This window comes from Chelativorans sp. Marseille-P2723 (assembly GCF_902809845.1).
GTDB lineage: Bacteria > Pseudomonadota > Alphaproteobacteria > Rhizobiales > Rhizobiaceae > Chelativorans.
This window is the reverse complement of sequence record NZ_CADDWI010000008.1, coordinates 1088843-1113331: the sequence shown is the minus strand read 5'-3', so window position 1 is coordinate 1113331 and position 24489 is coordinate 1088843. Positions and strand designations below refer to the sequence as shown.

The following is a 24489-nucleotide window of genomic DNA, read 5'->3' as shown; positions in this document are numbered from 1 at the left end:
CTAAAACGAACTCCCAAGCATCATCCAGGTCACGAAAGCGGCAATGCCGATCAGCATTGCGAAGGCGTAATGGTAGAGGTATCCGGTCTGCATCCTCACAACGCGGTTGGCGACGTCGACCACACGGGCCGAGATACCATCCGGCCCAAAACCGTCGATCAGCCAGCCGTCACCCTTTTTCCAGAGGAAGTGGCCCAAACGCTTTGCCGGTCTCACGAAGAGGACATCGTATAGTTCGTCGAAATACCATTTGTTAAGGAGGAACGCATGGAGCGCCCTGTGCCGACCAGCGAGTTCCTTTGGGCTTTCCGGAGACCGGATATAAAACTGCCAGGCAACCAGCAGCCCCAGAAGCATGGCAACGAAAGGCGACAACTTCACCCAGAGTGGCACGTGATGGAAATCCTCCAGGATCGTATTGTCCGGCAGGGTGAAAAGTGCCCCATTCCAGAAGCCGTCATAGGCATTGCCCACGAAGAACGCCTGGAATGCCACTCCGGCGAACAAGGCGCCAATGGCCAGAAGAAACAGCGGCACAAGCATGACATAGGGTGACTCGTGCACGTTGTGCATGACATCGGCCGAAGCGCGCGGCCGGCCATGGAACGTCATGAAGATAAGCCGCCAGGAATAGAAGCTGGTGAAGACTGCCGCTACCACCAGCAGAATGAATGCAAAAGGCGCCGCCCCATTCTGTGCGACAAAAGTGCCCTCGATGATCGCATCCTTGGAGAAGAAGCCTGCAGTGCCGAGGATTGTGCCGGGAATGCCCACGCCGGTCAGAGCAAGCGTACCGATGATCATCATCCAGTATGTCTGCGGAATATGCCTGCGAAGTCCGCCCATCTTGCGCATGTCCTGCTCGTCGGAGACGGCGTGAATGACCGAGCCGGCGCCGAGGAACAGCAGCGCCTTAAAGAAGGCATGGGTGAAGAGGTGGAAGATCGCTGCGCCATAAAAGCCGGTGCCCAGCGCCACGAACATGTAACCGAGCTGCGAGCAGGTCGAGTAGGCGATGACCCGCTTGATATCGTTCTGAACGAGGCCGACCGTCGCAGCGAAGAAGGCAGTAAAAGCACCCACCGCCGTGACCACCACAAGGGCCGTAGAGGACAACTCGAAAATCGGCGACAGTCTCGCCACCATGAACACGCCGGCCGTGACCATGGTCGCAGCATGGATCAGCGCCGAGACCGGCGTCGGGCCCTCCATCGCATCTGGAAGCCAGGTGTGTAGCGGCACCTGTGCCGACTTGCCCATCGCGCCCATGAAGAGAAGCAGGCAAACGACAGTCAGTGCTGACTGGTGATTCAGCGTGTAGCCAAGGAAGTTGAGCACAGGCTCCCCAGTGCCCTCACCCGGCATGAAGTTGGCGGTATTGGCAAAGATCGTGTCGAAGTCGATCGAGCCGAACAGCACGAAGACGCCAAAGATTCCCAGCAGGAAACCGAAGTCTCCCACACGGTTGACGATGAAAGCCTTCATCGCCGCGGCATTGGCCGAGGGCTTCTTGTACCAGAAGCCGATGAGAAGGTAGGAGGCAAGGCCCACGCCTTCCCAGCCGAAGAACATCTGCACCAGATTATCGCTCGTCACCAGCATCAGCATGGCGAAGGTGAACAGCGAAAGATAGGCGAAGAAGCGGGGCCGGTGCGGATCGTGGTGCATGTACCCGATCGAGTAGATGTGGACCAGCGCCGAGACCGAATTGACCACCACAAGCATCACGGCTGTAAGCGTGTCGATCCGCAGCGCCCACACAGCCTCCAACGAGCCCGATGCGATGAAACGCATGAGCGGCACCGTGAATGTCTGGCTATCGCCCAGCGCGACGGAAAAGAATGCGACCCAGGACAGGACTGCCGAAACGACCAGAAGCCCGGAAGTGATGAGTTCCGCACCCCTGGCGCCAATGGCGCGCCCAAAGAGCCCGGCAATAAGGAAGCCCGCTAGCGGAAGAAAGACAATCGCCTGATACATGAAGGTTTCCTCTTCAGCCCTTCATCGTGGAAATGTCTTCCACCGCGATCGAGCCGCGGTTGCGGAAGAAGACCACCAGGATGGCAAGGCCGATTGCCGCTTCGGCCGCGGCGACGGTGAGAACGAACAGCGCAAAGACCTGCCCGACAAGGTCCCCGAGCACCGCTGAGAAAGCGATGAAATTCAGGTTGACGGACAGCAGGATGAGTTCGATCGACATCAGGATGATGATGACATTCTTGCGGTTGAGGAAAATCCCAAAGACGCCCAGCGTGAAAAGAATGGCCGAGACCGTGAGATAATGTGCAATGCCGACTTCCATCAGATCCCCTCGCCGGTTTTGACCTTGCGAATTTCAATTGCAGTCGCCGGCCCACGCGCTACCTGCTCGGCAATGTTCTGGCGCTTCACATTTTCCTTGTGCCGCAAGGTCAACACGATCGAGCCCACCATGGCGACAAGCAGGATGAGACCCGCAGTCTGGAAGAAATAGAAATAGTCCGTGTAGAGAATGTCGCCCAAGGCGGCCGTATTATGCCGCTCGGCTATCGCCGGAGCAGGCTTGGCAACTTCCATTGCCAGCTCCGGGGAGAAGGCATAGCCGCCAAGCACGACAATCAATTCCACAGCAAGGATGATGCCGATCGTTGCGCCGATCGGCGCATATTGCAGCGCGCCTTGTTTCAGGGCGGCAAAATCGACATCCAGCATCATCACCACGAAAAGGAAGAGCACTGCCACAGCGCCGACATAGACGATGAGCATGATCATCGCGAGGAACTCCGCGCCCGTCAGCAGGAAGAGCGCCGCCGCGTTGAAAAAGACCGCAATCAGGTAGAGAACGGAATGAACGGGGTTGCGCGCGGAAATGACCATGAAGGCCGCTCCAACCGCCACGAAGGCGAACAGATAGAAAAATATCGCCTCGAGTCCTGTTAGCATCGATGTCCTCGGTTTCCATATCCGGCACAGATGCACCGGCTTTCCGTTCTGCCCTGGCTGGCGGCCCTCTTAGCCGAGCGCCCCGCCCACGTCCACTCCCGCACCCCTACCGGTAGGGCGCGTCCAGCGCGATATTGCGCGCCAGCTCCCGCTCCCAACGGTCGCCATTGGCGAGGAGCTTTTCCTTGTCGTAGTAGAGTTCTTCTCGCGTTTCGGTTGCGAACTCGAAATTCGGCCCTTCTACAATCGCGTCTACTGGGCATGCCTCCTGGCAGAAGCCGCAATAGATACACTTCACCATATCGATATCGTAGCGCACAGTCCGCCGCGTGCCGTCATTGCGGCGGGGACCGGCCTCAATCGTAATCGCTTGCGCCGGGCAGATCGCCTCGCAGAGCTTACAGGCAATGCAACGCTCCTCCCCATTGGGATAGCGCCGCAGCGCGTGCTCGCCGCGGAAGCGGGGGCTGAGCGGCCCCTTCTCATGCGGATAGTTGAGCGTCCCCTTGGGAGCAAAGAACTGCCGCATTGAAAGCACGGTTGCGGCGATAAACTCCTTCAGAAGCAAGGATTTCGCCGCTTGTGCGAGAACCGACATCATCACACTCCGATAGGAAGAATTGGGGCTTTCACGAGCCGACTCATGCGAGCCCCGTAAGTTTCAGGAAGGCCGCAGTCGCAACAACCATGAAGAGCGAGATCGGCAGGAAGACTTTCCAGCCCAGCCGCATGAGCTGGTCGTAGCGATAGCGCGGCACGAAGGCTTTCACCAGCGCGAACATGAAGAAGACGCTCACCATCTTCAACACGAACCAGACCACTCCCGGCACCCAGGTGAAGGGCGCGAAATCGAAGGGCGGCAACCATCCGCCAAGGAAGAGGATCGTGGTAAGCGCGCACATCAGAACGATGGCAACATATTCGCCTAGGAAGAAGAGCAGGAACGGCGTCGACGAGTACTCGATCATGTGACCGGCAACGAGCTCCGATTCGGCCTCCACGAGGTCGAAGGGCGGGCGATTCGTCTCGGCAAGCGACGAGATGAAGAAGATGATGAACATCGGGAAGAGCGCCAGCCAGTGCCAGTCAAGGAATGAGCCGGGCAATCCGAGCATCGTGCCAAGTCCGCTCTGCTGAGCAAGCACGATGTCCGTAAGGTTAAGCGAGCCCACGCAAAGCAGCACCGTCACGATGACGAAGCCTATGGAAACCTCGTAGGAAACCATCTGTGCTGCCGAGCGCAGCGCGCCCAGGAACGGATATTTCGAGTTCGATGCCCATCCACCCATGATCACGCCATAGACCTCCAGCGAGGCAATGGCGAAGACGTAGAGAATGCCGACATTGATATCGGCAATGGCCCAGCCCTCATTGACCGGGATCACGGCCCAGGCAGCAATCGCAAGAGTGGATGCGACCAGCGGTGCCAGCAGGAAAATACCCTTGTTGGCCCCGGAAGGAATGACCGGTTCCTTGAAGACGAATTTCAGGAGGTCGGCAAAGGCCTGCAGCAGCCCCCAGGGACCCACCACGTTCGGCCCCCGGCGAAGCTGGACAGCCGCCCAGATCTTGCGGTCGGCGTAAAGAATATAGGCGACCCCGATCAGCAGGATGACGATGAGCGCCACCGACTGCAGCAGGATGATCAGGCCTGGAAGAACATAGGTGGAGAAGAAGGTTTCCATGAACTCACTCGGCCGCCTGTTTCAGTTCGCCATGCGCAAGTGCCGAGCATTCCGCCATAACGGCAGATGCGCGGGCGATGGGGTTGGTAAGATAAAAATCTTCTATGGGCGAGATGAAGGGCGCAGCCTGGACAGGCCCAGCAAGCTTTCCAAGCTCCGCAATGTCAGCCGGCGCGCCCTTTTCCACCGCATCGACGGCGGCGAAGTGCGGATGATCCGCGTAAAGCTTCGCCCTTAGCTGGTTGAGCGAATCGAAGGGCAGCCTGTGTCCTAGCATGTCAGACAGAGCGCGCAGGATGGCCCAATCCTCGCGCGCCTCCCCTGGCGCGAAACCGGCGCGATTGGTCATCTGCACGCGGCCTTCGGTGTTCACATAGGTGGCGGACTTCTCCGTATAGGTAGCACCCGGCAGGATGACGTCCGCGTGGTGCGCGCCGGCATCCCCATGGGTTCCGATATAGACGGTGAAGGCGTTGCCGACGGCGTTCATGTTGATCTCGTCCGCACCGAGCAGGAAAAGCACGTCCATCGTGCCCATCATGCCAGCCACGTTCTTGCCGTCCTCTGCCGGCACAAAGCCAAGGTCGAGCCCACCAACGCGCGCCGCTGCCGTGTGGAGGATGGCAAACCCGTTCCAGTCCGGCGTCACGGCACCGACTTCGTTAGCAAGCCGCGCGGCATGGCCGAGAATGGCACGGCCGTCCGGTCGTGCCAGAGCTCCCTGCCCGACAATGATAATCGGCCGCTCCGCTTTCTTCAGAACGGACAGAAAAGCACTGGTCCCGCCTGCGGCGTCGGAAAGCAGCGCCTCCGGCCCGCGCCCCAGATGTTCGTAATCGTAGCGCAGGTCTGCAGCCTCGCCTATCACCCCGATAGGGAATGTGCCCATGCGCCAGCGTTTGCGGATACGGGCATTGAGCACGGACGCCTCGAAGCGCGGATTGGCGCCAATGATCAGGAGCGCGTCCGCCTGATCGATAGCCGCGATCGTCGGATTGAATATGTAGCTTGCGCGACCGAAAGCGGGGTCGAGCACCGTCCCGTCCTGGCGGCAGTCAAAATTGGGCGAGCCGAGAGACTGCATGAGCAGCTTCAGCGCGTACATCTCTTCGACGCCGGCCAGATCGCCTGCAATCGCGCCTACCCGTTCAGGTGCGGCCTTGCGCACAGCATCCGCGACAGCAGCAAATGCCTGCGACCAGCTTGCCGGCTGCAGTCGCCCGTTGCGGCGCACATAGGGCCGGTCGAGACGCTGGGTCCTGAGGCCGTCCCATACAAACCGGGTCTTATCGGAGATCCATTCCTCGTTCACCGTCTCGTTGACGATTGGCAGGATGCGCATCACTTCGCGCCCGCGCGTGTCGACCCGGATGGCGGAGCCAACGGCATCCATCACGTCGATGGACTGGGTCTTTTGAAGCTCCCATGGCCGGGCCTGGAAGGCGTAGGGTTTGGAAGTCAGAGCGCCGACGGGGCAAAGGTCAATCACATTCCCCTGGAGCTCGGATGTCATCGCCCGCTCCAGATAGGTGGTGATTTCCATGTCCTCGCCACGGCCGGTAGCGCCCAGCTCGGAAACACCGCCGACCTCGGTGGTGAAGCGGATGCAGCGCGTGCAGTGGATGCAGCGCGTCATGATCGTCTTGACCAGCGGGCCTATATACTTGTCTTCGACGGCGCGCTTGTTCTCGTGGAAGCGTGAGGAATCGACGCCATAAGCCATGGCCTGATCCTGCAGATCGCACTCCCCGCCTTGGTCGCAGATCGGGCAATCAAGTGGGTGGTTGATGAGCAGGAACTCCATCACCCCTTCCCGCGCCTTCTTCACCATTGGTGTCTTGGTGAAAATCTCCGGCAGTTCGCCATCCGGCCCGGGCCGCAGATCACGCACGCCCATGGCGCAGGAAGCAGCAGGCTTGGGGGGCCCGCCCTTCACTTCCACCAGGCACATACGGCAATTGCCGGCGACGGACAGCCGCTCGTGGTAGCAAAAGCGCGGAATCTCCACGCCGGCCTCCTCGGCGGCCTGCAGCAGCGTATAGTGATCGGGAACCTCGACCTCTATGCCGTCAACCTTCAACTTTGCCATTATCGCCGTCCGCTAATCCTTTGCTCTCGCGAGCAAATTTCCTTTTCTACTCCGCCGCAACCAGCGCGGGTTCCGCGCGGTGCGCATTGCGGGTGAACTCGTTGATGCGCCGCTCGATCTCCGGGCGAAAATGTCTGATGAGACCTTGAATCGGCCATGCGGCCGCGTCACCCAGCGCGCAGATCGTGTGGCCTTCCACCTGCTTGGTCACATCCAGCAGCATGTCGATTTCATGATGACGCGCCTCGCCGCGCACCAGGCGCTCCATCACGCGCCACATCCAGCCCGTGCCTTCGCGGCAGGGCGTGCACTGGCCGCAGCTTTCATGCTTGTAAAAATATGAAAGCCGCGCGATGGCCTTTACGATATCCGTGGATTTGTCCATGACGATCACCGCCGCCGTGCCGAGGCCGGATTGGAGATCGCGCAGGCTGTCGAAATCCATTGGCGCGTCGATGATCTGTTCCGCCGGCACCAAAGGTACCGACGAGCCGCCGGGAATGACAGCCAGAAGATTGTCCCAGCCGCCCCGAATGCCGCCGCAATGGCGGTCGATCAGTTCCCGGAAGGGAATCGACATCGCCTCTTCCACGGTGCAGGGATTATTGACATGCCCAGAGATGCAGAAGAGCTTCGTGCCTGCGTTGTTCTCACGCCCGAAGGAAGTAAACCACGCGGCGCCGCGGCGCAGGATCGTTGGCGCTACCGCGATTGACTCAACGTTGTTAACCGTGGTCGGACAGCCATAAAGGCCCATATTGGCAGGGAAAGGGGGCTTCAGGCGCGGCTGCCCCTTCTTGCCTTCCAGACTCTCCAGAAGAGCGGTCTCCTCTCCGCAGATATACGCGCCTGCGCCGTGATGGACGAACACGTCCATATCCCAGCCGTGTTTGTTGTTCTTACCCAGGAAACCGGCCTCGTAGCATTCATCGATTGCGGCTTGCAGCGCCTCGCGCTCGCGAACGAACTCGCCACGTATGTAGATGTAGGCGGTATGCGCACCCATGGCGAAGCCGGCAATGAGGCAACCCTCGATCAGCGTATGAGGGTCATGTCGCAGGATGTCGCGGTCCTTGCAGGTACCAGGCTCGGATTCGTCGGCGTTGACCACCAGATAATGCGGCCTGCCGTCGCTTTCCTTCGGCATGAAGGACCATTTGAGGCCAGTCGGGAAGCCGGCGCCGCCACGCCCGCGCAGACCGGACGCCTTCATTTCGTTGATGATCCAATCTCTGCCTTTTTCCAGGATCGCCTTCGTGCCGTCCCAATGGCCGCGCGCCATGGCACCTTTCAAAGACCGATCAAAGCGGCCGTAGATATTGGTGAAGATGCGGTCCTTGTCCTGAAGCATCTTTGTCTCCTCAACGCGGCTTCTTGCCGAAGACGCGCTCATATTCAGCGGGGCCGCCGCGGTCGAGAACCTCGGCCTGCTTGACCCATTCGTCCCGCTCTATGCGTCCTTCGAAACGCAGATACCCGTCCACCCAATCACACTCCGCCTTCGTCCAGGCCGCAATCTGCGCATAGGTGTAGATACCAAGATCGTTGAGGATCGCTGCGGTTTTCGGATCGACGCCCGCAATCAACGTCAGATCATCTGGCCGGTCGGGCCGCTCGATGCCTTTCGGGCGGTCCTCGGCGCTCTGGGCAGGCGCGGAGGCGGCGTCCCTCTCGGGGGATTCAGGGCCAAGCTCCTGCTCAGCGGATGCCTTGGCCTTCGTCAGTTCCGGCGACCGCAACTCGGGGTTTTCCGTCCTTGGCGCGTCGCTGTGATGGCGTGTTCGCTGATCGAGCTCGGTTTCTTCCGCTACCTGGTCGGCCTTGAGAGGGTCCTCTGCTGGCGGCTCGACGCCTGCACGCTTTTCGCCATTGCCGCTGACCTTCACCGGCGAGGGCGACTCGATGGCCGAGTCGGTCTCCATCGCGCCGGTGCGTGGGCGGCCGGCACGTGAAGGCGGCACCTGTGCGCCTTCCTCGCCGGAGGCTCCGCGCTGCCGTACCTCGCTGCCGCTATCGGGGTAGCGGATTATGGCCGACTCGTCGGCTAGTGACGTGAAGCCGGAAGAAGGAGCGGAATAGTGGCGGCCGTTCTGCGGGCCAGGCTCGATCTCATCTCCCCTTCCCGCTTCGAAGGCGTCGATGATCTCTTCAAGCCGTTCGGGCGTCAGGTCTTCGTAGGTATCTTTGAAGATCATGATCATGGGCGCGTTCACACAGGCACCCTGGCACTCCACCTCCTCCCATGAGAGCGTGCCGCTTTCATTGGTGTGGAACGGCTCGGAATTGATCTTCCTTTTACAAACCTCGATCAGGTCGCCCGCCCCGCGCAGCATGCAGGGCGTCGTGCCGCACACCTGCACATGGGCGCGAGTGCCTACCGGAGCAAGCTGGAACTGTGTGTAGAAAGTTGCGACTTCCAGCACGCGGATCAGCGGCATGTCGAGCATCTTGGCCACATACTCGATTGCGGCGCGCGTGACCCAACCTTCCTGCTCCTGCGCCCTCATGAGCAGCGGAATTACGGCCGAATACTGGCGGCCCTCCGGATACTTCTCGATGACCTGCTGCGCCCAGATTTCGTTCTCCGGCAAGAAGGCAAAGCTCTTAGGTTGAACGGCCTCGTCTGCGAGACGGCGTACTGACATTATCGATCCACCTCACCAAAGACGATATCGAGGGAGCCGAGCACGGCGGCGACATCGGCGAGCATGTGGCCGCGGCAAAGGAAATCCATGGCCTGAAGATGCGCAAAGCCCGGTGCCCGGAGCTTGCATCGATATGGCTTGTTGGTGCCATCGGCGACGAGATAGACGCCAAACTCGCCCTTTGGCGCCTCGACCGCCGCATAGACCTCGCCGGCAGGCACGCGATAGCCTTCCGTATAAAGCTTGAAGTGATGAATGAGAGCTTCCATCGAACGCTTCATGGCGGCACGCTTCGGCGGCACGATCTTGCCGTCCGTGCTGGAGACGGGACCCACACGATCCTTGCCGAGCAGCCGATCCACGCACTGCCGCATTATCTTGGCCGACTGGCGCATCTCTTCCATGCGCAGCAGATAACGGTCGTAATTATCGCCGTTCTTACCCACGGGAATATCGAAATCCATCTCCGGATAGCATTCATAGGGCTGGCTCTTGCGCAGGTCCCACGCCGCGCCTGAGCCGCGCACCATCACGCCCGAAAAACCCCAAGCCCACGCATCCTCAAGGCTGACGATGCCAATATCCACATTGCGCTGCTTGAAGATGCGGTTCTCGGTCAGAAGTTCGTCAAGATTGTCGAGCGCTTTGGGGAACTGATCGACCCACTTGCCGATATCCTCCACCAGCTTGTCGGGCAGGTCCTGATGCACGCCGCCGGGACGGAAATAGGCCGCGTGCATGCGCGAGCCCGAGGCACGCTCATAAAAGACCATGAGCTTCTCGCGCTCCTCGAACCCCCAAAGCGGTGGCGTAAGGGCGCCGACATCCATCGCCTGCGTCGTCACATTCAGCAGGTGATTCATGATGCGGGTCAGTTCGGAATACAGGACCCGGATCAATTGGCCGCGAATCGGGACGGTAATGCCCAGAAGCCGCTCGACGGCCAGTGCGAAGGCATGCTCCTGGCACATCGGCGCCGCATAATCGAGCCGGTCGAGATAGGGAACAGCCTGAAGGTAGGTCTTGTGCTCCATCAGCTTCTCGGTGCCGCGATGCAGCAGCCCGATATGCGGATCGACCCGTTCTACCACCTCGCCGTCCAGCTCCAGCACAAGGCGCAACACGCCGTGCGCCGCTGGATGCTGCGGGCCGAAATTGATTGTGAAGTTGCGGACCTGGGTTTCAGCCACGCGACACCTTCCTGATCACTGTTCCGCTTTCTCGTCGCCGGGAAGGACGTATTCCGTCCCCTCCCAGGGCGAGAGAAAGTCGAAGCTGCGAAATTCTTGCCGCAAAGTCACAGGCTCATAGACAACACGCTTTGCCTCCTCGTCATAGCGTACCTCGACAAAGCCGGTGAGCGGAAAGTCCTTCCTGAGCGGATGCCCTTCGAAGCCGTAGTCGGTCAATATGCGGCGTAAGTCCGGATGTCCTGTGAACAACACGCCGTAAAGATCGTAAATCTCGCGCTCGTACCAATTGGCGGCGGGGAAAACCTCGACCACCGAGGGGACCGGGGTATCCTCATCGGTCGAAATTTTCACGCGGATGCGCTGATTCTGGCGCGGGGAGAGGAGATGATAGATGATCTCGAAGCGCTTATCGCGGGCCGGATAATCCGCACCGGAAATATCGACAAACGCGAAGAACTGGCACTGCACGTCATTCTTCAGGAACGTCAGCACATCAATGATGTCGGCAACTTCCACGAAGATCGTCAGCTCGCCGTAAGCGATCAGGCTCTCCTGAACCCGCCCGCCGAGCTTCTCCCTGACGTATTCCGCCAGTTCCATCAACGCTTCCTCATTCATGTCCGGCTCCTAGCGCTCTATGGTGCCCGTGCGGCGGATCTTCTTCTGCAAAAGAAGGATGCCATAGAGCAAGGCCTCCGCCGTGGGCGGACAGCCGGGCACGTAGATGTCGACCGGCACGATGCGATCGCACCCGCGCACCACAGAGTACGAATAGTGATAGTAGCCGCCGCCATTGGCGCAGGATCCCATGGAGATCACATAGCGCGGTTCCGGCATCTGGTCGTAGACCTTGCGCAGGGCCGGCGCCATCTTGTTGGTCAGGGTACCCGCCACGATCATGATGTCGGACTGGCGAGGAGAAGCGCGCGGCGCCACACCGAAGCGCTCGCTGTCATAGCGCGGCATGGAGGTGTGGATCATCTCCACCGCGCAGCAGGCCAGACCGAATGTCATGAACATCAGCGAGCCGGTGCGCGCCCATGTAATAAGCGCCTCTGACGAGGTGACGAGGAATCCCTTATCGGTCAGTTCCTGATTGATCGACCCGAAAAAGGGATCGTCCGATCCGACGAGCTTGCCGGTATTCGGGTCAATGATGCCGCGCGGCCTGGGCGCAACCAGGGTTTCATTCAATCCCATTCCAGCGCTCCCTTCTTCCACTCATAGATGAAGCCGATCGTCAGCACCCCTAGGAAAACCATCATTGACCAAAAGCCGAACCAGCCGATCTCGCCGAAGGAGACGGCCCAGGGGAACAGGAAGGCCACCTCCAGATCGAAGATGATGAAAAGGAGGGCCACCAGGTAGAAGCGCACGTCGAACTTCATGCGCGCATCGTCAAATGCGTTAAAGCCGCATTCATAGGCGGAGAGCTTCTCGGGATCCGGATTCCTGAATGCCACGATGAAGGGCGCGATGATGAGCACGAGGCACAACCCTAAGGCGACTCCGAGGAAGATGATGATAGGAAGATATGAGCTCAAGAGATCATTCATCGTCCGACTTTCCGTTGCCTGCCCGCCGGCTGGCTCCGTACAGTGCGTATTGCTGGTTGCCGGGCAAAGTTCCGCATTGCGGCAAAGCCCATGTTGCGACGCGGCGAGGGTTAGCGCAGGCGCTCGGGGGACGCAAGTCAAACCTTGGCAAGAATGGGCCATCGGGCCGTTTGCGCCCGTAAGTCCGTCTTTTCAGAACAACTTGACCGCCCGCAGAGATGCCGCGATGCACATTTAGAACATATTGTGCGATATTTAAATGCTGCATCTTTGAAGCTGAATTCGGATGCCGTCGTCCCAGATGCCGCCACCTCTCCGCAGGGAGATGCCTCGAAGGCGGAGCGGAGTCAAATGGAGAAGCTCACGACCGGACAGTTGCGGCGAATCGCCCCTGCCGCACAGCGTCTTTCGGCCGGAAGCAGATAGACCTGCCGAATGCCGCAATCTCCAGCGCGCAATGTCCGGGTCGAGACGCCATGGCTTGCTGACGCAAATGCCGGATAGGCTCAAGCCGAAATTCATTCCGCTTGTCTCATGACTTCCTGGTTTGGCTGCCACTTTGGCAGCGGTGGATGATGGGAGGAGGACTGAGCGCAGATTTGCGGTCATGGTGCTGAAGGCTTGCGCGGAAGCATGTCTGCGCGTCGTGAGGCCGAAGCAGATAGCCAGGTCTTCGGCCAGCCACAAAGCCTTCGCAAGCGTCGCCGACATGCCGGAACTCGGAACATCGGCAAGCAGGCAGCCGGCAAGTCTCACCGGCATTGCGCCCGTCGATTCGGCCGCGGAAAGGAAAGAGCTTGGGCGGGCGATCGTGGCTCATAAAGGCCCCTACATGCCCGCACTCGTTGCCACCCGCGTCAACCGGCCGCTCAGGGCCAAATCGCAGCTCTCCGGGTAAGCCCGCCAAGGAAGCGATCACCGCCAACATGGCGAAAGCTCATCGTCCTCGCAAACGCTCTCATCAGGCCCGGCCGCAGATGCCCGCCGTCGCTCATAAGGCCCCCTACATGCCCGCACTCGTTGCCACCCGCGTCAACCGGCCGCTGGCCAAATCGCAGCTCTCTGGGTAAGCCTGCCAAGGAAGCGACCACCGCTAACATGGCGAAAGCTCATCGTCCTCGCAAACGCTCTCATCAGGCCCGGCCGCAGATGCCCGCCATCTCCGCGGTGACCAAGACGGATATTTTAACGGAAAGGCGATTACGTCGTAGAATGTACGGCTACGACGCAAGTCTGGCCGACTATTAGGCGCTTGCGACAGGATGCAACTGAAGTGGCAACGCTGCGCCCACGGAACTGGCGTTAGCCGTGGCAGTCATCGAAAGGCCGGCTCTGCATGATCCCACGCTGGGGCGCATGGGTTCCCACTTCGCAGCACCGCTAGCCGAACAAACTTGTCGGCGAAGATATTGCGGCGTTGCTGTCGCGGCAGGTTCCTGGCCGGAGACTTTTCATCCCCACGATGGTGCGCGGCCAACTGTTCTTGTCCAACAGGCTGTCAGGCGACTCGACGCGCCTTCCAGTTTCATCGGGCGTTCCCGCTGCCTGCTATAATCTGGTTGACGTTTTTCCTCTTCGGGCCATGCTATTATGAACCTTGAGCAGGAGCCGGCCGGCAGCAGCATCCTGCCTTATCAGCGGTCAAGATATTCCGGCGAAGGAGCGCACCCGCCGAAAATGACGCAACATACCGTCCAGTCACCGCAGTTCTTCCTGACTGCACCCTCACCATGCCCCTATCTGGAAGGGCAGTTCGAGCGAAAGGTCTTCACCCATCTGGTGGGCAGCAAGGCTCCGGAACTCAATGACCTTCTGACGCAGGGCGGATTCCGGCGCTCACAGAACATAGCCTACCGCCCCGCATGCGAGACGTGCCGGGCATGCGTGTCCGTGCGCATCCTGGCCCAGGAGTTCCATCCGACCCGGAACATGAAGCGCATTCTGAAGCGCAACGAGGACCTTATAGGCACGACCCACAGCGCTGAGCCTTCGACCGAGCAATATTCTCTCTTCCGCGCTTATCTCGATGCACGCCATCGCCAGGGCGGAATGTCCGATATGACTGTGCTTGATTATGCCATGATGGTGGAAGACACCCATGTTGACACGAAAGTGATTGAATACCGCCGGCGCGGACCGGATTCCTTTGTTACGGGGAAGGGCGTCGGAGACTTGCTGGCAGTTGCGCTCACCGACCAGATGAGCGATGGGCTGTCCATGGTCTATTCATTCTACGACCCGGATCTGGAGGACCGGTCGCTCGGCACTTTCATGATCCTCGACCATCTGCGCCGGGCAAACAGTGCAGGCCTGCCTCACGTCTATCTTGGTTACTGGGTCAATGGGTCGCGCAAGATGTCTTACAAAGTGCGCTTCAGACCTCAGGAGCATCTTGGCCCCAGCGGGTGGGTGCGTTACGGACCATAACCAAGCCAGATCGGCAGCCGCATTCGACAACCGGCAAGACCGCCCGCGCGCCAAGCGACAACGAGAAAGACGGGGTCCTATCCGATAGGCACCTGACCCATAGAGAAGGTTACAAGGAAGACGGGCAGGCCGAGGGTAAGGACACAAGTTCGATCCGACCTCCAGATGGGCTTCCACGGAGAGGCTTAACGATCCAAGCTCTTGTTACTGCCCAAACTCCAGACGAGAAAACAGCGCTCATCCTTCCGGAATTCACGAGACAATCCGCCTGCCCGCATATCGAGACAATCTACCTCCGCGCATGTAAAGACAGCGTAATCTTGCGCGTGATGCTGAAAACCGCATCGGCTTTCAAGGATAACACGCTAACCTTCAGCGGCTTCTCCTGAATCGGGCGATTCCTCAAGGAACTGCTCGGCGATCAGCCCGGCATTCTGTCTCAGTGCAAGCTCGATCTCGTTTGCAGTCTCCGGATTGTTGCGCAGGAACTGCTTGGCATTCTCACGCCCCTGCCCCAGGCGCTGGGAGTTATAGGAGAACCATGCGCCGGACTTCTCCACCACGCCGGCTTTCACGCCAAGATCGATCAGCTCTCCCATCTTGGAAACCCCCTCGCCGTACATGATGTCGAACTCGACCTGCTTGAAGGGCGGAGCAAGCTTGTTCTTGACCACCTTGACGCGCGTCTGGTTGCCGACGGTCTCCTCCCTGTCCTTCACCGAGCCGATACGGCGGATGTCAAGGCGTACGGAAGCGTAGAACTTGAGCGCATTGCCGCCGGTCGTGGTCTCCGGAGAACCGAACATGACGCCGATCTTCATGCGGATCTGGTTGATGAAGATCACCATCGTATTGGAACGGGAGATGGAGGCGGTGAGCTTGCGCAGTGCCTGGCTCATGAGGCGGGCTTGCATGCCCGGCAGGGAATCCCCCATTTCCCCCTCGATCTCGGCACGCGGCGTCAGGGCTGCCACCGAATCGACCACGAGAATGTCTATGGCACCTGAGCGCACCAGCGTGTCGCAAATCTCCAATGCCTGCTCGCCCGTATCGGGCTGGGAGATGAGAAGGTTCTCAAGGTCCACGCCGAGCTTGCGGGCATAAACGGGATCGAGCGCGTGCTCGGCATCGATAAAGCCGCAGATGCCGCCCTTCTTCTGCGCCTCCGCGATGGTGTGAAGGGCCAATGTCGTCTTGCCCGAGCTCTCCGGGCCATAAATCTCTATAATGCGCCCGCGCGGCAAGCCGCCGACGCCGAGCGCGATATCGAGCCCAAGAGACCCCGTCGATACGGTCTCGATCTCGACGACCTGTTCATTGGTGCCAAGCCGCATGATCGAACCTTTGCCGAAAGCGCGCTCGATCTGCGACAGCGCCGCATCCAGTGCCTTGGACTTATCCACCGAGTTGTCCTCTACAAGCCGCAACGAATTCTGAGCCATGATACAACACCCCTTGGTCGTCAATGGAGGCCGCGCCGTTTCGATCTCCCAATGCGCCTTTGTACCTCTTTTGTTCTTATCTGGCAATATGCGTAACCGATTGATGTGGAGGAGGAAAACTTTTTTTGTTCTGATAATGTTCGCGCTGAGCAGAAATTTTGACGAGAATGAGGGGAGCCGCGTTAAGCAGGAAGGGAAACGGAGGAGATAACGTCCACGATTCGGCAGCATGGAGAACCGGCATGAAGAGACCGCATCTGTTTGCCTCCGGCGGCGCGCATATGGATCGCCGCGGCAAGATTCTCGGGCCGCATGTTCCGGAAGCCTCCAATCCCGGTGCAATGACAGAAGAACCCGGCGGTAGCGTTTTCAACGCTGCGCGGGCGGCCGCCCAACGCGGCTGTTCGGTTTCGCTTTTGTCACTGCGAGGAGGCGATGCGGCGGGCGAGCGCGTTGCCGAGGCAATCGAGGCGGCCGGAATTGAGGATCTTTCGGCGAACTTTCTTGATCGTGCAACGCCGAGCTACACAGCCATTCTCACTGAACAGGGTGATCTTGTCACCGCCCTCGCCGATATGCAGCTTTACGAGGCTGCATTTGCGAAGCAGCTCCGCCGCCGTAAATTGCGTGAGGCAGCTATGAAGGCCGATGCGGTTCTTTGCGACGCGAACATGCCCGCCGATGCCATCGCGCAATTGCTGGACCTGGCGGGAGATAAGTGGGTCTATGCCATCGCCGTCTCACCCGCCAAGGTCGGCCGGCTGCTGCCAATGCTCGCCCGCTTTTCCTGCGTGTTCATGAACCGTGGGGAAGCATGCGCCCTGACCGGCATTTCCCCGGAGGCACCTAACCGGCATTTAGCTCGCGAACTTGTAGCCAAAGTCGCAAGGTCGGGCGTGGTGACGGCTGGCAGCGCCTCAGCCTTCTGCTTTGAAGGCAACACCGTCCTTCAGATCACGCCTCCCTCCATTGGCTGCATCCGCGATGTTACCGGTGCAGGTGATGCGCTGGCTGGCGCGGCAATCGCCGCGCTGATGCGCGGCCTGCCCTTGGCGGAAGCTGTGCGGGAAGGTATGGCAGCGGCCAGGCTCACCCTTGAAAGCGAGACGGCTGCGCCACGCTTCGATAAGGATGCTTTCCGTGAGGCCTTGGCGCTCATTCCGCAGCCTGGGGAAGCAACGGATCGCGAACTGGAGATGTAACGCCATGCCCCTGCCTGCTTTTGTCGAGGTGCATCCGGCCGTAAAGGAGGCACTTGCCGCCGGCCGGCCGGTCGTCGCGCTGGAAAGCACCATAATCACCCATGGCATGCCAAAGCCGCAGAACAGCATAATGGCAGGCGAGGTGGAAGCTGTCGTCGCTGCGGAAGGCGCGGTTCCCGCCACCATTGCCGTCCTTGGGGGGCGGCTGAAAGTGGGACTGTCGGAGGAGGAACGCGAAGCGCTTGCCTCTGAAGGAGATGCGATGAAGCTCTCGCGTGCAGATCTTGCCTTCGCGGTTGCTGAAAAGCGGACGGGCGGAACCACGGTTGCCGCAACGATGATCGTCGCAGCCCTGGCCGGGATTCGGGTCTTCGCCACTGGTGGCATTGGCGGCGTGCACAAGGGTGCTGAGGAGAGTTTCGACATATCCTCCGACCTGGACGAACTTGCCCGCACGCCGGTGATCGTCGTCTCGGCGGGACCGAAGGCCATTCTGGATATTCCAAAGACGCTGGAGGTGCTGGAAACGCGTGGCGTGCCTGTGGTAGGTTTTGGCACCGATAACGTGCCCGCCTTCTGGTCGCGCACTTCCCCCTGTCCCGCCCCGCTGCGGCTTGACACACCGGAGGCGATTGCGCGTTTTCAAGAAACCCGCGCAGCGCTTTCGATTTCCGGCGGCATGCTGGTGGCCAATCCGGCACCTGCCGAGGCGGAAATACCGGCTGCCGAAATGGAGAGCCTGATTGCGCGCGCGCAGACAGAAGCCAATGCGGCAGGCATCAGCGGGAAGGCCGTCACGCCTTACCTGCTCGATCGCATCGTGACGCTAACGGGCGGACGCAGCCTTGCCACCAATATCGCCCTTATCAAAAACAATGCGCGCCTTGCGGCACGCATTGCGATAGCTCTTTCTTCCTGAACTTGCCCGAAAGATGCGACCAGCTCGCCTCAGCCGGCGGTAAGTGGCGAAAGGCGGATCTCCACGCGCCTGTTTTGTGCCCTGCCCTGTTCGGTGGCATTGGAGGCAATAGGCTGCGAGGGCCCCTGGCCGATAATGGCGAAGCGGCGCGGATCGGCGCCCTGTGCGATGAGATACTGCGCCACGGAATTCGCGCGGCGCTGCGAAAGATCCATGTTGTGCTGCAGGCTGCCAGTCGAATCCGTGTGTCCGTAGACATCGACCAGCGTCTGATTGTAACGCTGAAGGACCAGTGCCACCGAGTTCAGCGTCGAGAAGAATGCCGGCTGAATGGAATCCTGGTCGGTGGCGAAGGTGATGTTGGAAGGCATGTTCAGGATGATGTGATCGCCCTGCCTCGTCACGCTCACGCCCGTGCCCTGCAACTGTGCGCGAAGCTGCGCCTCCTGCTGGTCCATGTACATGCCGATGCCGCCGCCCGCGAGCGCACCGATGCCCGCACCAAGGAGTGCGTTGCGCCGATCGTCACCACCGGCGAGCATGCCGAGGCCCGCCCCCGCAAGTGCCCCCAGGCCGGCGCCTGCCGCGGTGTTGGAGATTTTCTGCTGCCCGGTATAAGGGTCCGTGCTGCATCCAGCCGCAAAAGCTGCAAGAACAGCAGCGGCGATAATTTTCTTCGGCATCAAAGCTTCCCTCTCCTGTCGCAAAACGCGCTCGGACCGGAATCCCGGTACGCGAATCAGTGTGTCCCTGCGGGCACTTTTAACATAATTGCGGCGAAAACCGGCAAGCGAGAGCGGGTCGGAGCGTAAAGCAGTTCCTGCTTCGTCAGACAAAAGCGTCCGGCATGGATGCCTTTCGGCGCGCTATGAAATCCTGCAGCGCTTCGTCAGTCGCCTCATCAAGCGGCGGAGCCTCGTAAGCTTCGAGCCAGCTTCTGGCAAGCTGGTTGGCGCGTTGCCGAGCCGTCTTCTCGCCCTCGGCATGCCACTGCTCATAGGAATTGTTGTCGGCGATCATCGAGCGGTAGAAGGCGGTCTGGAAATTGGCTTGCGTATGAGTGCAGCCCAGATAGTGACTCCCTGGCCCCACCTCGCGGATGGCATCCATCGCCTGCCCGTTCTCCGAAAGATCAACGCCTTGGCAAAAACGCTGCTGCATGCCAAGCTGATCGATATCCATCATGAACTTCTCGTAGCAGGACACGAGGCCGCCTTCGAGCCACCCTGCACCATGCAGGACGAAATTGGTGCCGGCGAGCACGGTCGCGTTGAGCGTGTTCGCACTTTCATAGGCTGCCTGCGCATCGGCGATCTTGGAGGCTGTAAGCGCGCCGCCGGTGCGGAAGGGGAGACCGAGGCGGCGTGCAAGCTGTGCCGCACCGAACGAGACGAGCGCAGGCTCGGGCGTGCCGAAGGTGGGCGCGCCGGATTGCATCGAAATGGAGGATGCAAAAGTACCAAAGACGACGGGTGCGCCTGGCCGCACGAGCTGAGTGAAAGCGGCGCCCGCAAGCACCTCTGCCAGCACCTGCGTCAGCGTGCCAGCCACCGTCACAGGGCTCATTGCGCCGGCCAGAATGAAGGGAGTGATGATTGTGGCCTGGCCTGCCCGCGCATAGACCTTGGCGGCCCCCAGCATGGTCTCATCGAAAACCATGGGGGAGTTGGCGTTGATAAGATTGATAACGACCGCATTGTTATCGACGAAATCCTCCCCAAACAGGATCTTCGCCATCGCCACCGTGTCCTCGGCGCGTTCCGGAGCCGTCACGGAACCCATGAAGGGCTTGTCTGAATAGCGCATATGCGCATAGACCATATCCAGATGGCGCTTGTTGACCGGCACGTCGACCGGCTCGCAGACCGTGCCGCCGGAATGGTGGAGAGCAGGCGCCATATAGGTGAGCTTCACGAAATTGCGGAAATCCTCGATAGCAGCGTAACGGCGCACGCCATCGAGATCACGCACGAAGGGCGGCCCATAGACCGGCGCAAATACCGTCGCGTTGCCGCCAATTTCCACCGAGCGCTGGGGATTTCGTGCATGCTGGATGAAGGAGGAAGGCGCCGTTTCAAGCAGCTTTCGGCATAATCCGCGAGGAAAATGCACCCGCTCGCCCCGGACCTCCGCCCCCGCCTCTTTCCAGAGCGCAAGCGCTTCGGCGTCGTCGCGGAACTCTATTCCAACTTCCTCCAGCACCGTGTCGGCATTGCCTTCTATGAGCGCCAGTCCCTCCTCCCCCAGCACTTCAAATAGAGGTAACGCGCGCCTGATGTAGGTGAGCTGCTGACCCGGGCCGCCGCCGCTTCGTGCTGCACGTCGCGCCGCTGCCCCTCCTCTTTCGGCCCTTCCTGCACGCCCGCGTCGTCCTTCTGCGCTAGCAGGCCTGTCATTCTCCACTGGCGGATTCTGGTTCATCACTCTGTCCTCGACGCGGGGCATCCTGCTCATGAGCAACTTCTGTCAAGGACATCGTATCCAAGCCGGCGGTGGCAAACGTTCCGCAAACGCCAGAGCATGTCGCATTGAGAGCGGGAATGCGGAAGCCTGCCAGCGCGGAAGCGCCGCTGTCCTATTGATATGCGGCGGGTTGCATGCCCTGTGTTCTTCCCTCGTTGCTCCAACCTTCGCTGGCCCAGTCACCTTCGGCGTTGCTGGTTAATCGTGGATCGAGCCCCCGCCTGAGCATCTGCACCTCAAGCTGCAGCCGTTCCAGTTCCAGCCGGTAGAGGAGGTCGCAATTGAGACGCGCCGGCCTCTCGCCGAGCGGCACGACTATCCGGCCATAGGCGGAAACAGCGCTGGCTCCGCTGTTTTCGAACCCGCCGCCGATGATCCCCGAATCGAGATAGGCTCCGGAGCCTGCCATGGCAGACCGGCAGGTGGTCCCATCAGCCGCCCGCACCTCGTCGAAGCCGTTGGGGACCACCGGGCTCGGCAGGCTCACCCCCGTTTGCTTCTGGTTGATTATGTAGTTGTCATTGGCAAGAGCACCGGTGTGAGCGAGGAGCACAAAAAGAAGGCTCACCGTAAACGCCGGGCCAAGAAACGTCCGCATATCTGCGCCCTGATTCTGGTTTTCTGGTCGGGAAAGGGAACGCTTTCTGTGCAAACGCGGACGCGTCTTTCGTTATTTCGCCCGAAAGGGATTACGACGACGACCGAACGGGCAGCGCCGGCGGCCAGCTTCATCGTGGGCGGAGAAATCCGCGCCGGGATGGGGCGAAAATCCTGATCATAGACCCGTATCGCAACCTGAATGGGGTGACGATAAGGGTTGCGTGGAAAGACCCGGACCGCAAACTCTTCGGTAAAACTGCTGATCGTGCCGCGCATTGGTGACATTGACTGAGCGCCGGCGTGGCCGGCTGTCACCGCAGCAGCGGCGAACAGGAGCACCTGGAGCAATCTGCCCGGTCTCATCAGGGGCTCCTATTCGCAGGTCACCACGACATCTGCAGCATAGTTGCCTTCGGGGAAGGTCCCGCTTGCCTTTGTTGCCGCCAGATCCACGGAAACTGTGGTGATTCCCTGTTCAAGCGGTGATGGGGTGTCACCGGCAATGTTGGACAGCGTCGTCGCTCCGCTTGCATTATAAAAGGTGGCAAAGGTGACGTCGTTATCTCCGCCGGCAGGCGCTGAAGTGAACGAAACGGGAGTTGCGGCCGAAACGCTGAAGCTTGCATTCGAGGTCTCGATGGTGGCCACACCCGCGGCCCCTCCGGGCTGCTGGGTGCTTAGTTCCGTATGCGCGACGTCGACCACCATCACACCCGGCGTGTCGACCATAATGGAGCACACTGCATCCACCGTTCCGCTAAAAGGAATGACATCGGTGGCAGCATTCGCGCAAAAGGGCGCTACAACGATGAACAGTGGAGAAAGGGCGGTCGAGATGAAAGGCTTTTTCATGGTCGCTCCTTGAAGCCTTCGCCCCCGCAATGGCTTCACTAGCACCCAAATCCTTAATCGTTTCTTAACGCGCGTACCCACAACGTTAATACCACCTCTGCTTGAAAAACAGGGTCGTATGCATGAGCTGATAGCGTCGTTGAGCGATGCCGGTCGCTTTCCTTTTGCATCGCGTCGCAATTCGGCTATGGAAGCTTGCAGTAAGCGGATTATCTAGATTTTACGGGGCAATTTTGGGCACCGCAGGAGCAAAGTGAATGTCCGATGATGAAATCATCCTTTCGGAGCTTTCCGATGAGGAACTCGTGCAGCAGATGCATGATGACCTTTATGACGGGCTGAAGGAGGAGATCGAGGAAGGCACCCGTATACTGCTCGATCGGGGCTGGCTGCCCTATGATGTCTTAACCCAGGCGCTAGTAGAGGGCATGCGCATCGTCGGCGAGGATTTCCGTGACGGCATCCTCTTCGTGCCCGAGGTGCTGCTTTCCGCTAATGCGATGAAGGCAGGCATGTCGATCCTGCGTCCGTTGCTGGCAGAGACCGGCGCGCCAAAGCAGGGTAAGATGGTCATCGGCACCGTCAAGGGCGACATTCACGATATTGGCAAGAACCTCGTCGGCATGATGATGGAAGGCGCCGGCTTCGAGGTGATCGACCTCGGCATCAACAATCCCGTCGAGAATTATCTGGAAGCCATCGAGAAGCACGAGCCAGATATTATAGGTATGTCGGCCCTGTTGACGACCACCATGCCTTACATGAAAGTCGTCATCGACACGCTTAAGGAAAAGGGCATCCGCGATGACCTGATCGTTCTGGTCGGGGGGGCCCCGCTCAACGAGGAATTCGGCAGGGCCGTGGGTGCAGATGCTTATTGTCGCGATGCGGCCGTAGCTGTCGAGACCGCCAAGGAGCTCATGAAGCGCAAGCACAATATTGCCGCCTCGGCCTGACGGAAATCTGGGCTGCGCTACTTTATCGGCGCGCAACCGGAAGCGTTCCTCGATTAGTATTGCGCGGCATCCGCTACGTTTTCGCCTGCGCTCTGGGTGGCATCCACAACGTTGGCGGTATCCTGGCCGACACCGCGAATGGTGTTAGCGCAGCCTGCTGCAAGACCTATGACGGCAATGAGCGCCAGAATGCGAACGAAAAAGCCGGTAGACATTTATGGCCTCCATAAATATGCGCCGCAGCGCAGGAAAACAAAAATGACTATTTCCGAACGCCCAATTGCGGAAAAGGTTCTGGTCATTGCTTGCGGGATGATCGCCCGCGAAGTGCTCGCGCTGCGCGAGCAGCTTGGGTTGCAGCATCTGGAGCTGACCTGTCTGCCTGCCGACTACCACTATTATCCTGACCGTATTCCCCCTGCCCTCGATGCAGCAATCGAGAGGGCGAAGGCTGAAGGCTACCGAAATATCTTCGTCGGCTATGCCGATTGCGGCACTGGCGGCGCGCTCGACCAGGTTTGCGAACGTCACGGAGTGGAGCGCGTTGCGGGCCCTCACTGCTTCGCCTTCTATCAGGGACTGGAGGTTTTCGCCGTTCATGAGGAAGCGGACATGACCGCCTTCTACATGACGGATTTCCTTTGCCGGCACTTCGATGCCTTCTTCATGAAGCCACTGGGCCTCGACCGGCACCCGGAACTCATCAATGATTTCTTCGGCAATTACGAAAAGCTTGTCTATCTTGCCCAGACGGAAGATCCTGCGCTCGAAAGGGTGGCGCAGAATGCTGCCCGCCTTCTGGATCTTGCCTATGAACGTCGCTTTACCGGATATGGCGATCTTGCGCAGGCACTCAAGACAGCCGCCCGCTGATCCGTAGCGCCGAAGAAGAAGAAGCGGAAGAACGCAAGCTTAGCGGAAGTCCGATTGCCTGAACAACCGGATATGGAAGAACTACATCCCTTCCGGACCGCGATTCATGGCCGCAACGCCCGTCCGGCAGACCTCGACAAGGCCGAGCGGCTTCATGATTGCGATGAACTGCTCGATCTTGGAGACACGGCCAGTGATCTCGAAGATGAAGTGCTCCGTATTGGCATCGATAACCCGCGCGTGAAAAGCATCTGCGAGCCTTAGCGCCTCGACGCGGTGATTGCCTGTGCCGCTGACTTTCACCATGGCAAGCTCGCGCTCAAGCGGCCGCTCTTGCCCGCGATCCCGCGAAACTACGGTAAGATCCACCACACGGTGGACCGGCACGATGCGCTCGAGCTGGTGTTTGATCTGCTCCAGCACGTGTGGTGTGCCGCGGGTGACGATGGTTATTCGCGACAAATGCCGTTCATGCTCGGTTTCCGAGACCGTCAAGCTGTCTATATTGTACCCGCGGCCGGAAAAAAGACCGATAACGCGCGCCAGTACGCCCGGCTCGTTATCGACGAGGACCGCAAGCGTACGCCTTTCGTCCTTTTCCGTCTCGCTGGTGATGAAATAGGCGGAGCCAGTAGGCTGAAATTGAGCATTCATGCTGTTTCTCG

Annotated in this window: 26 protein-coding genes; 6 read left to right on the top strand and 20 right to left on the bottom strand. The window is 59.8% G+C overall.

The annotated features are described in order from the left end of the window. The 12 genes from nuoL to HUS57_RS06945 form a co-directional block, all read right to left on the bottom strand. The gene (nuoL, locus tag HUS57_RS07000) at nt 1-1980 is read right to left on the bottom strand and encodes an NADH-quinone oxidoreductase subunit L (protein WP_173932135.1); all 1980 of its coding nucleotides are present in this window, start codon (nt 1978-1980) and stop codon (nt 1-3) included. A 13-nt stretch (nt 1981-1993) separates the two neighbouring features. Next, nucleotides 1994-2302 (bottom strand): NADH-quinone oxidoreductase subunit NuoK, encoded by a 309-nt coding sequence (nuoK, locus tag HUS57_RS06995; RefSeq protein ID WP_173932134.1) that lies wholly within the window; start codon nt 2300-2302, stop codon nt 1994-1996. Continuing rightward, a complete protein-coding gene (locus HUS57_RS06990; protein ID WP_173932133.1) occupies nt 2302-2922 on the bottom strand; it encodes an NADH-quinone oxidoreductase subunit J in 621 nt (206 codons plus the stop codon). The genes nuoK and HUS57_RS06990 overlap by 1 nt, the downstream gene beginning before the upstream one ends. A 106-nt stretch (nt 2923-3028) precedes the next feature. Then, nucleotides 3029-3520, bottom strand: coding sequence for an NADH-quinone oxidoreductase subunit NuoI (nuoI, locus tag HUS57_RS06985; protein ID WP_173932349.1), 492 nt, complete (start codon nt 3518-3520; stop codon nt 3029-3031). A 43-nt stretch (nt 3521-3563) separates the two neighbouring features. Continuing rightward, entirely contained in the window at nt 3564-4607 is a 1044-nt protein-coding gene (nuoH, locus tag HUS57_RS06980) for an NADH-quinone oxidoreductase subunit NuoH (RefSeq protein ID WP_173932132.1), read from the bottom strand. A gap of 4 nt (nt 4608-4611) precedes the next feature. Next, a complete protein-coding gene (nuoG, locus tag HUS57_RS06975; protein WP_173932131.1) occupies nt 4612-6696 on the bottom strand; it encodes an NADH-quinone oxidoreductase subunit NuoG in 2085 nt (694 codons plus the stop codon). A gap of 46 nt (nt 6697-6742) precedes the next feature. Continuing rightward, a complete protein-coding gene (nuoF, locus tag HUS57_RS06970; RefSeq protein WP_173932130.1) occupies nt 6743-8047 on the bottom strand; it encodes an NADH-quinone oxidoreductase subunit NuoF in 1305 nt (434 codons plus the stop codon). A gap of 10 nt (nt 8048-8057) precedes the next feature. Then, nucleotides 8058-9341: an NADH-quinone oxidoreductase subunit E gene (locus HUS57_RS06965; RefSeq protein ID WP_173932129.1), complete on the bottom strand. Its 1284-nt coding sequence runs from the start codon at nt 9339-9341 to the stop codon at nt 8058-8060. Next, nucleotides 9341-10531, bottom strand: coding sequence for an NADH-quinone oxidoreductase subunit D (locus HUS57_RS06960; RefSeq protein ID WP_173932128.1), 1191 nt, complete (start codon nt 10529-10531; stop codon nt 9341-9343). Before HUS57_RS06960 ends, HUS57_RS06965 begins: the two co-directional genes overlap by 1 nt. 15 nt (nt 10532-10546) lie before the next feature. Continuing rightward, the gene (locus tag HUS57_RS06955) at nt 10547-11152 is read right to left on the bottom strand and encodes an NADH-quinone oxidoreductase subunit C (RefSeq protein WP_173932127.1); all 606 of its coding nucleotides are present in this window, start codon (nt 11150-11152) and stop codon (nt 10547-10549) included. Between the two features lie 9 nt (nt 11153-11161). Beyond that, nucleotides 11162-11734, bottom strand: coding sequence for an NADH-quinone oxidoreductase subunit B (locus HUS57_RS06950; RefSeq protein WP_173932126.1), 573 nt, complete (start codon nt 11732-11734; stop codon nt 11162-11164). Next, nucleotides 11725-12090 (bottom strand): NADH-quinone oxidoreductase subunit A, encoded by a 366-nt coding sequence (locus HUS57_RS06945; RefSeq protein ID WP_173932125.1) that lies wholly within the window; start codon nt 12088-12090, stop codon nt 11725-11727. The genes HUS57_RS06950 and HUS57_RS06945 overlap by 10 nt, the downstream gene beginning before the upstream one ends. Before the next feature lie 547 nt (nt 12091-12637). On the opposite strand from HUS57_RS06945, the gene HUS57_RS06940 reads away from it, so the two are divergent. Both HUS57_RS06940 and HUS57_RS06935 read left to right on the top strand, forming a co-directional pair. After that, entirely contained in the window at nt 12638-12988 is a 351-nt protein-coding gene (locus tag HUS57_RS06940) for a hypothetical protein (protein WP_210256058.1), read from the top strand. Nucleotides 12989-13767: 779 nt separating this feature from the next. After that, on the top strand, nt 13768-14517 hold the full coding sequence (locus tag HUS57_RS06935; protein ID WP_173932123.1) for an arginyltransferase: 750 nt from the start codon (nt 13768-13770) through the stop codon (nt 14515-14517). A gap of 365 nt (nt 14518-14882) precedes the next feature. Here the strand turns inward: HUS57_RS06935 and recA are convergent, their stop codons facing one another. Beyond that, a complete protein-coding gene (gene recA / locus HUS57_RS06930) occupies nt 14883-15959 on the bottom strand; it encodes a recombinase RecA (RefSeq protein WP_173932122.1) in 1077 nt (358 codons plus the stop codon). 242 nt (nt 15960-16201) lie between these two features. Here recA and HUS57_RS06925 point away from each other — a divergent pair, with 242 nt between their 5' ends. Next, nucleotides 16202-17161 carry a carbohydrate kinase family protein gene (locus HUS57_RS06925; RefSeq protein WP_173932121.1) on the top strand — a complete coding sequence of 320 codons (960 nt, stop codon included), beginning with the start codon at nt 16202-16204 and terminating at the stop codon, nt 17159-17161. Between the two features lie 4 nt (nt 17162-17165). Further along, nucleotides 17166-18080: a pseudouridine-5'-phosphate glycosidase gene (locus HUS57_RS06920; protein WP_173932120.1), complete on the top strand. Its 915-nt coding sequence runs from the start codon at nt 17166-17168 to the stop codon at nt 18078-18080. Nucleotides 18081-18109: 29 nt separating this feature from the next. On the opposite strand, the gene HUS57_RS06915 is transcribed toward HUS57_RS06920, so the two are convergent. From HUS57_RS06915 to HUS57_RS06895, 5 genes are all read right to left on the bottom strand, one after another. Next, nucleotides 18110-18763 carry an OmpA family protein gene (locus HUS57_RS06915; RefSeq protein ID WP_173932119.1) on the bottom strand — a complete coding sequence of 218 codons (654 nt, stop codon included), beginning with the start codon at nt 18761-18763 and terminating at the stop codon, nt 18110-18112. Nucleotides 18764-18908: 145 nt separating this feature from the next. Beyond that, on the bottom strand, nt 18909-20501 hold the full coding sequence (locus tag HUS57_RS06910; protein ID WP_173932348.1) for a trimethylamine methyltransferase family protein: 1593 nt from the start codon (nt 20499-20501) through the stop codon (nt 18909-18911). Between the two features lie 154 nt (nt 20502-20655). Beyond that, complete coding sequence (locus tag HUS57_RS06905; protein WP_173932118.1) at nt 20656-21111, bottom strand: hypothetical protein; 456 nt, start codon at nt 21109-21111, stop codon at nt 20656-20658. After that, nucleotides 21108-21506: a hypothetical protein gene (locus tag HUS57_RS06900; RefSeq protein WP_173932117.1), complete on the bottom strand. Its 399-nt coding sequence runs from the start codon at nt 21504-21506 to the stop codon at nt 21108-21110. The genes HUS57_RS06905 and HUS57_RS06900 overlap by 4 nt, the downstream gene beginning before the upstream one ends. Before the next feature lie 9 nt (nt 21507-21515). Continuing rightward, nucleotides 21516-21995, bottom strand: coding sequence for a hypothetical protein (locus HUS57_RS06895; protein WP_173932116.1), 480 nt, complete (start codon nt 21993-21995; stop codon nt 21516-21518). Nucleotides 21996-22252: 257 nt separating this feature from the next. On the opposite strand from HUS57_RS06895, the gene HUS57_RS06890 reads away from it, so the two are divergent. After that, a complete protein-coding gene (locus HUS57_RS06890; protein WP_173932115.1) occupies nt 22253-22951 on the top strand; it encodes a B12-binding domain-containing protein in 699 nt (232 codons plus the stop codon). 53 nt (nt 22952-23004) lie between these two features. On the opposite strand, the gene HUS57_RS06885 is transcribed toward HUS57_RS06890, so the two are convergent. Next, nucleotides 23005-23166 carry an entericidin gene (locus tag HUS57_RS06885; protein WP_173932114.1) on the bottom strand — a complete coding sequence of 54 codons (162 nt, stop codon included), beginning with the start codon at nt 23164-23166 and terminating at the stop codon, nt 23005-23007. A 43-nt stretch (nt 23167-23209) separates the two neighbouring features. On the opposite strand from HUS57_RS06885, the gene HUS57_RS06880 reads away from it, so the two are divergent. Then, a complete protein-coding gene (locus HUS57_RS06880) occupies nt 23210-23824 on the top strand; it encodes a DUF1638 domain-containing protein (protein ID WP_173932113.1) in 615 nt (204 codons plus the stop codon). Nucleotides 23825-23905: 81 nt separating this feature from the next. On the opposite strand, the gene ilvN is transcribed toward HUS57_RS06880, so the two are convergent. Continuing rightward, on the bottom strand, nt 23906-24478 hold the full coding sequence (gene ilvN / locus HUS57_RS06875) for an acetolactate synthase small subunit (RefSeq protein ID WP_173932112.1): 573 nt from the start codon (nt 24476-24478) through the stop codon (nt 23906-23908). Between the last annotated feature and the right edge of the window lie 11 nt (nt 24479-24489).